The sequence below is a fragment of the Acidobacteriota bacterium genome (assembly GCA_034211275.1).
In the GTDB taxonomy this organism is placed as follows: Bacteria; Acidobacteriota; Thermoanaerobaculia; order Multivoradales; family JAHZIX01; genus JAGQSE01.
Map to the genome: position 1 here is coordinate 1 of JAXHTF010000268.1, position 7069 is coordinate 7069.

Sequence of the window (7069 nt, forward strand, 5' to 3'; positions counted from 1 at the left end):
ATCTCTTCGGCGCTCAGCTGGTCGTCTTCTTCGGCGAGAGCGTTGTACGCCCACATGCCGTGGGCCGGCGGCACGAACCAATCCTCGATGCCCACGGCGATGAGGACATCCACGTCATGGCCCCGGGCTTGGCTCAGATACGTGCTGGGGCTTCGTTTCGTGCACTCTTTCGCCGCCGCCGTGTCGGGCAGGGGCTTACCGCCACAGGAGGCGATGATGTCCGAGGCATAGTGCAGCTTCGTGTGCTCGTGCACCGTGGAGTACCACTCCACCAGGTCGTACACCGGCACCCAGGCCACCACCGCGGTCCACAACTCGGGATAGCGACCGGCCATCAACAGCGCCGCCATGGCGCCGCCGGAAAAGCCGGTGATGTAGATGCGGTCCTTGTCTACCGCGGCGTTGACCGTGGCCCAATCCAGAGCCTCCAGGATGTCCTCCACCGCACCGTCCGACAAGGTCGCCTCCGGCCGGTCGAACTGTCCCCGATAGTTGGGATGAATCATCACCCAATCGTTCTTCGCCGCCCAGGCGCCGTAGGGAATGCTGAACTCCTTCTGATAATCGGCGGTCCAGCTGTGCAGCGCTACCAGCAGCGGCCGGGGTTCCCGGGAGCCGGAATCGTAGAACAGCGCCGGCTGCGCCTCACCTCCGGAGCTCGACGGAATCCGGACCTCTCGAATCTCCGGCACCTCCTGCTTCCAGGCCGTCATCTTCTGCAAATCTCCCAGGGCCGAGTCAGCCAGGTCGGTGAAGGTGGTGAAGTCGACGGGTCGGACCTGAGCCTTCGAGGTGTCCTCCGCCGTGGCCGCCGGCACACCGAGGAGAAGAGCAAGACCGGCGGCCAGCAAACCCCGTGAGAGGCACCGCAAAGATCTAGAAATGGAAGCGTCGAATCCGCCAAACCGGGGGCGAGAAATCATGGCAGGGCTCCTTTCGTGAACCGGCCACTGCTCACAGCAGCACCCGGCGAATCAGGGGAATCCGCTCGAGGAACAGAACGAGAATCAAGGAAGCGACAAACACCACCACCGCCAGGAGGGGCACCGACACTGCCGGATGGAAGGTCAGGTGATCGAGCCGCCAGCCCAGGGTGCCCTCCTTGAGCAGGTCGAGAATCAGCACGTGGACCAGGTAGACGCCGAAGGCGCGGTCGGAGAGAAAGCGCCAAAAGCGCGCCCGTCGGGTATCGCCGTCCGCTTCCTGCAACCCCGGCAGGCCGGCACCGAGGAAGAAGACCGCCACCGCCATGAGCACCACATTGAGACCGTAGTACTCGTAGAACAGCGGCTGATACTCGCCGCCAGCGGCGCGGGTTAGCCAGAAGGTCAGCCCCGCCGTGGCCGCCACCGAGGCCAGAAAGACCAGAGGCGATGCGAGGCGGAAGGTCCGGGTCATGGGCACGTCCCGGAGCAGGAAGCCGAGAATGAAATAACCCACCAGCATCAGCGGGCTGTTGTCGCGGTCCGGTGAGTACCAGGTTTCTATCTCCAGGAGCCGTCCGAGAAGAGGCAGAAGTCCGGCCCAGAAGAGCCACAACCCCACCGCATAGATCGGCAGCCGCCAGCGGTCGACGGCGAAGATCGCCCCCAACAGAGGAGCCAGAAAGTAGAGACCCAGCAGCATGTAGACGAACCACAAATGGTAGGCCACGGGCTCCCGCACCAGCATCGGCAGTAGCTCCCCATAGCTCTGGTCCGAGTCCCAGAACCAGATCTGCCATTGGAAGTACAGAACGCTCCAGGCCAGGAAGGGAATCGCCACCCGGCTCAGCCGCCGGCGGAAGAACTCGCCCAAACCCTCCCGCTGCGCTCGCCCCAGCAACAGGGCACCGCTGACCATGACGAAAATCGGGACCGACCAGCGAACCGAGGAGTCGTAGAGGTTGCCGATCCACCATTCCGCGCTCCCCGAAGCTTCTTCGTCGCCGAAACGCAGCAGCAGCGGCGCGGCACTGTGCAACAGGATCACCGCGAAGATCGACAAGCTGCGTAGGGCGTCGATCCAAACCAGGCGGGTCGACTCTCCCTCCGCGCTCGGGGATTCCCCCGGCTGGCTCGGGACCGCGGTACGTGTCGGAGTGGATTGGGCCTCGTGGTTCATCGGTGGACTTCCCGGAATGGGACGTCCTAAACCACTGCAAAATATGAACCCTGGGCCACAGCGTCGTTCCTACCCGGCGGCTGCAGGGGTCCGTCGACAGCGCGAGGGGAAGAATTTTCGAGCAGAATCAAGGCAGTGAACCGCAGACAATTCGGGAATTGCCGATTCTTGCCAATAAAGATTCGGCCTCCAACGGCCTTGGGTCACCCAGCTCGGGTTCTCCAGCGGCTCCTGGCGCGAGTTGAATCGGGCACCGGCGTTCCCGGCCCCCCCCTCCCTGGACATGACCGGCCTGGCGAATCCGTGTAAAAATTACACGACGCTGGCAAAAACTTCCGACAATCTCCACCCCATGCCCACTGTCGCCAACCGATCGACCAAACCGGGGTCTCGGAACAAACCTTGCACCTTGTTACTACTAGCTTCGGCCGGCTTCGCTCACTCCGGACGCTCCGGACCTAGCCGCCCGAAGATCTCGGACCCAACTCAGGAGGTGCTACCCATATGCCTTGGAAGAGCAATTCCATTCGCTCCATTACCGTTGACGCCGACAATCTCAGCGATTTCATGGGGCGCAACCCTCATACCGTTTTCCAGGAAGAAGATCTGATCCAATCCATCCAGCAAGCGATTCGCAGTGATCGAGGGGTCTTCTTCCGCGAGGGCGACACCACCTACCGCCTCAGCCCCGGCGACGACGAAGGAACCTACCGATTCTCCCCCGCCGGCAACGCTCACGTCGGCCCGAGGAACAAAAACCTGCAATAGACCTCAAAGCTTCACCACTACACCTCGAACAGCCCGGAGCAAGCTCCGGGAGACCCAAGGAGAGATCAATGACCATTGCTGATCGAAAACTCAAAAAAGCCAAGCGTTCCGCCGAACGAGCCCTCGACGAGGGCCGTAATGCCGCCGAGCTAGCCCTGGAAGCCGGCCAGGCGAAGGTCACCGACGCCGTCCAGGCGCGCTACGGCGAAGCTCGCAAAACCTTTGGCGAGCTCACCGGCGATGTCGGCACCTACGTGCGCGACCACCCCACCGTCACCATCTCCATCTCCTGGGCGCTGGGCTTGCTCGTCGGTCTGCTCCTGGGCAGCCAGTGCACTCGGGCGCTCTCCGATTCCTAACTTACCCGCCGGCGCCCTGACGGGGCTCAGGGCACGTCGCCGGCCCGCGGCGGTGGCTCGGCCTCACCCCGAGGAGCGCTGCCCCTGAAGAGTTCCCGGTCCAAACGGATACCAAAGGAGATGTGCTCCCGGTCCGTGCCGTAGCGGTTCAGACTCCACTCCAGGAATAGTCCCCACGGCAATCCGAGTTCCACCTGGGCGGCCAAGGAGCTATCTTCCAGCTGCGGTTCCAAGAGCTCCATCTCGGTTTCTGCGAAGCGATTGCCCACCGTCGCATCGACGGTGACGCGGTCGGATGCCTGCCAAAAAGTCCGCAAACCCAACAGCGAATTCCACCGGAATCCCGGCGTGGCGCTGACCCCCGCCTGGGGTCCCCAGGTCCAGCTCCAGCCGTCCCCTTCCGCCAACCGCCACTGACGCCCCAGCTCCACCTGGATGTGGGCGTAGTAATCGCTGATGTCCAGATAGTCGAGGCGCACCTTGTCGTCGCCGATCCACTCGTGCACCGTATTCTGCGCAGCCTGTCCCAATAGTCCCTCACCCACATGGGCGACGCCGCCCTCGACCCACACCTCCCAATTCCCCGTCCTTCGCTCCGGCAACTTCCCGCCGACCACCAGGTAGGTCTCGTCGAAGCGCATCCCGGCCTCCCGGTCGGTGAACGCCAGCTCCTCCCACCGATAGGTCAGATCCCCATAGGTCACTCCGATGCGGGTACCGAAGGTGTAGAAGTCGTCCTCGACTGAATTGTTGACGAAGAGGTCATTGTCCAAGCCCAGCTCCACCTGCCAGGGCTCAGCCCCCGCAGTCGTCACCGCTCCCATCCACCCCATCAGCATGCAAACCATCCCCCAACGCTGCCACCACAATCTCATTCCGGCTCCCCACCTCAGTATTCATCGGAAACTCGACGGCTCAACGGGCCAGTCGCTCAAGCTCAAGGGGTAGTGAAGCAACTTCCCTGCCAGTCGCTGGGCGCCTCCCTCAACCCTTCCTCCGCTGGTCTGGAGGATCGGTAGACCACTCAGCACAGAGCGCCGAACCTAACAGGCAACCTCTTCCTCGAGTAGCCCCTCAGCCCCCGCAGAGGGCTTCGAGGTCTCGCGGACGGCGGATCAGGAAGCCGTCGGGGCGGGTTTCGACCAGGTCTTCTTTGCCCCAGCGGCTGAGGATGCGGATGCTGGTTTCTAGGGTCGTGCCGGCCATATCGGCGAGGTCTTGGCGGGAGAGGGGGACGGGGACGAAGACTGCGTTGTCTTCGCCGTCTTCCTGGCGGCCGACGCTCTCGGCGAGCTTGAGGAGGAGGCGGGCGATGCGGGGCTCGACGCGGAAGAAGGTGCCCTCCACCACGCAGTTGCCGCATTCCGCCACCCGGCGGGTGAGCACCGGCAGGAGATCTGCCAACAGGCCAGGTTCGCCGGCGAGGGCCTCCAGCAGCGGCTCTCGTGGTAGCTCCAGGCATAGGGAGCTCTCCATGGCGGTGACGGAGGCATCGCTCACCTGCCCCCCCAGCCCCGCTGCCACCCCGACCAGATCGCCAGGGTTGAAGAGCGCCAGCAGGACCTCCCGCCCGTTCTCCAGACTGCGGGTCATCTTGAGTCGCCCGTGGAGAACGATGAGCAGGGCGTGGCCCGGCTCTCCCTGGCGGATCACCCGCTCGTCCGCGGCCAGTGTTCGCGGAGAGCCGCAACGGACGAGGCACTCGAGGGTCACTGAGGCCAGAGCGGCGAGGTGAGGGAACTGCAGTAGGCGTTGGCGCACGGCGGGGTCGGATGGAGGCCGCTCCTCGGGCTTGCAGGCCGGCGAGCTAGAAGGAGCGGATGAGGCTGCGGTGGATTCGTCCATTGTGCTGGGCTCCGCGGCCTCCAGCGCGAGGGCTTCGACATTCCACCTACCAACGCACGAGGCCGCCGGGAGAGGATATCCCAGCGACCTGAAGAAGGTTCAAACTAGTCGCGACACCACCTGCAGGCCAACGGCTCGTATGAATTGAACTCTAGCTAAATGGTGGGCTGGCGCCCACCCTACAAAGGCTCTGGTCGGAGATCTCACGTAGGGTGGGCGCCAGCCCACCATCTCGGCGGTCAAACTTCAAATCAGGGGACTACCCCAAGCTCAAGCCGCGGAGCGGGCCTCCATGTGCCGCAGCCGGCGGTCGAATTGCCAGCCGTAGAGGCGCTTGAGGGCCTTGAGCTTCAGGTTCTGCAGCGGATAGCGCTTCTGGCTGAGGGCCGCGCATTCCTCCGGCAGCATCACCAGACTGACGTGCACGTTGGGAGCGCAGCCGATGGGCAGGCCGCGCTCCATGCAGGCTTCGTAGAGGCGGGTGAAGACGGGGATCATGTCCTCGGTCTTGGGCGCCGGGTAGTGCTCCAGGTCGGTGCCCTTCAAGGGCCGGAAGACACACACCGTGGGGATGCCCCCTACGGAGGTGATCCAGTCGATGGCGGCGATGCTCGACTCCGGCGGCTCGAGGCCGGCGATGATCTCGCCGTTGGACACCCAGGGCTCGTGGCGCGGGCCCTGCTTGCCCAGGGTGGCGCAGTAGCGCACCGCTTCCAAGTAGTGGTCGAGGCCGTATTCCTCGTGCTTGCCCGGGCAGATCTCGGCGAAGAGCTTGCGGTCGAAGATCTCGAAGCAGAAGGAGACGCGGTTGACCCCGATCTCCCGCAGGTGGTCGTAGCGCTTCAAATCCCGATGGGGCGGCGTCTGCACGCCCACCAACAGCCCCAGCTCGTCCTTGATGCGGCGAATGAAGGGCTCCAGCAGGTCGAGGTAGGTGTCGCCCTCGTAGTGGCCGGTGTTGAAGTCGACGTAGGTGATGCCCGACTCCCGGCGGGCGGCGCGGATCACCTCCATCACCTCCTCGACGCTCTTGTCGTCGGCGTCGTCGACGCCCAGGTTGAGCCCCACGGAGCAGAATTTGCAGTTCACCCGCTGCGGCTTCTGGGTCCAATACTCGCAGACCTTGGCCTGGTAGATACCCAGGTAGGTGCCCTGGAGGGTGCCGATGCGGGTCATGGGCTTGCCGGTGGTGGTTTCCCGGTCGTACCACTCGGGGCGCGGCGAGAGCTGCGGCTCCAACACCCGCTCCCCTTCCCAGCGCAGCTCGTAGCGGCCGCTGTCCAGCCGGTGCAGGGTGTAAGGGGACTCGGCGGCGAAGTCCTCGCTCACCGGCGCGTTGGTCCACACATTCCCCGGCAGGACCAGCTCCAGCCCGCTCCCCAACCCCGCCCGGGTGCGCAAAATCGGCCGCCCGCCGTCGTCGGTGACGAAGCAGGAATCGTCCAACCGCAATCCTTTGCAGTAGAGGTCTAGTTTGAGCAGGGCACTATTCGTTCGCAGCTCCGACAACATGGTGGCTCCCCCGGGAAGGTTGGTTCGATGGCCCCGCGGTGCGGGGCTCGCAGGGAAGCTACCAAGGGGGAGGAGTGGGCGGTATGACGGTTGTCATATGGAGCCGTCAGGAATCCGCCTGGATTCTCTCCAAGTCCCGCCGGATCAACTCTGCTTCTGGAATACCCAGCTTCTCCGCATCCTGGAGGCCTCGCCGCATTAGATCCAAGGCCTCTACGGAGTCGCCCACTTCATGCAAAAGCAGCCCCATCTTTGCCATCGTGATCGCCCGCTCCCGCACGTCCCCCAAACGCTCGTACACCGGAAGCTCTTCCTCCCGACGGATCCGCAACGCCTCCTCCAGATCCCCGCGAGCCCCCAGGATGTCCGCGATCTGGCCCATCGTGATCGCCCGCTCCCGCACGTCCCCCAAACGCTCGTACACCGGAAGCTCTTCCTCCCGACGGATCCGCAACGCCTCCTCCAGATCCCCGCGAGCCTCC

The 7069-nt window shown here is 64.2% G+C and carries 8 protein-coding genes; 2 read left to right on the forward strand and 6 right to left on the reverse strand.

Annotated elements, in window-relative coordinates; translation table 11 throughout:
- Positions 1-923 (reverse strand): prolyl oligopeptidase family serine peptidase (locus SX243_24350; GenBank protein MDY7096118.1); only part of this gene is annotated, 923 nt, incomplete at its 3' end.
- A 31-nt stretch (positions 924-954) separates the two neighbouring features.
- On the reverse strand, positions 955-2103 hold the full coding sequence (locus SX243_24355) for an acyltransferase family protein (protein ID MDY7096119.1): 1149 nt from the start codon (positions 2101-2103) through the stop codon (positions 955-957).
- A 504-nt stretch (positions 2104-2607) separates the two neighbouring features.
- Between SX243_24355 and SX243_24360 the strand changes: the two genes are divergently transcribed.
- Entirely contained in the window at positions 2608-2871 is a 264-nt protein-coding gene (locus SX243_24360) for a hypothetical protein (GenBank protein ID MDY7096120.1), read from the forward strand.
- A gap of 68 nt (positions 2872-2939) precedes the next feature.
- Positions 2940-3230 carry a hypothetical protein gene (locus tag SX243_24365; GenBank protein MDY7096121.1) on the forward strand — a complete coding sequence of 97 codons (291 nt, stop codon included), beginning with the start codon at positions 2940-2942 and terminating at the stop codon, positions 3228-3230.
- 26 nt (positions 3231-3256) lie between these two features.
- Here SX243_24365 and SX243_24370 read toward each other — a convergent pair whose 3' ends face one another.
- The 4 genes from SX243_24370 to SX243_24385 form a co-directional block, all read right to left on the reverse strand.
- Positions 3257-4105: a hypothetical protein gene (locus SX243_24370; GenBank protein MDY7096122.1), complete on the reverse strand. Its 849-nt coding sequence runs from the start codon at positions 4103-4105 to the stop codon at positions 3257-3259.
- 199 nt (positions 4106-4304) lie between these two features.
- Positions 4305-4991 carry a Crp/Fnr family transcriptional regulator gene (locus SX243_24375; GenBank protein MDY7096123.1) on the reverse strand — a complete coding sequence of 229 codons (687 nt, stop codon included), beginning with the start codon at positions 4989-4991 and terminating at the stop codon, positions 4305-4307.
- A 354-nt stretch (positions 4992-5345) separates the two neighbouring features.
- Positions 5346-6587 carry a radical SAM protein gene (locus tag SX243_24380; GenBank protein MDY7096124.1) on the reverse strand — a complete coding sequence of 414 codons (1242 nt, stop codon included), beginning with the start codon at positions 6585-6587 and terminating at the stop codon, positions 5346-5348.
- 106 nt (positions 6588-6693) lie between these two features.
- The coding region (locus SX243_24385; protein ID MDY7096125.1) for a tetratricopeptide repeat protein at positions 6694-7069 on the reverse strand (376 nt) is incomplete at its 5' end.